The sequence below is a fragment of the Amycolatopsis sp. cmx-4-54 genome (assembly GCF_046548895.1).
Lineage (GTDB): Bacteria > Actinomycetota > Actinomycetes > Mycobacteriales > Pseudonocardiaceae > Amycolatopsis.
The window spans coordinates 1-547 of sequence record NZ_JAEBEJ010000033.1; the positions used below are offsets into that span (position 1 = coordinate 1).

1 protein-coding gene is annotated in these 547 nt (G+C 66.5%); it reads left to right on the forward strand.

Translation table 11 applies throughout. The annotated features are described in order from the left end of the window. Window positions 1-547: DDE-type integrase/transposase/recombinase (locus tag ACLJQ7_RS42625; RefSeq protein WP_410653876.1), on the forward strand; the 547-nt coding region annotated here is incomplete at both ends.

Below are 547 nucleotides of genomic sequence, written 5' to 3' on the forward strand. Positions count from 1 at the left end.
GAACTCGCGGACGAGGGCTGGGACAACGGGCCGATCTCGATTCGCTGGCGGCTGGAGAAGGCCGGTGTGGTGCCGTTGCCTTCGACGTCGTCGATCTACCGGATCCTGTGCGAGCACGGCCAGATCAACCCCGAGCCTCGCAAGCGGCCCCGCACCCGGCGCCGGTTCGAGTACTCCGACCCGAACGGGTGCTGGCAGATCGATGGCATGGAGTACTACCTGGCCGGCGGTCAGAAGGTCTGCGTCATCCAGATCCTCGACGACCACTCACGCCTCGACGTCGGCTCCTACGCCGCGAGCAGCGAGAACGGCGCCGACACCTGGGCCGCACTGCAACAGGCCTTCGCCGGCCACGGCCTGCCGGTGAAAGTGTTGTCCGACAACGGATTGGCCTTCTCCGGCAAACACCGCGGGCAGATGGTCGAACTCGAACGCCACCTCGCAGAACACGGCGTCACCACCATCGCCTCCAGGCCCTATCACCCACAAACCTGCGGCAAGAACGAACGCGTCCACCGAACCCTGCGGAAATGGCTCGCCGCCCGGC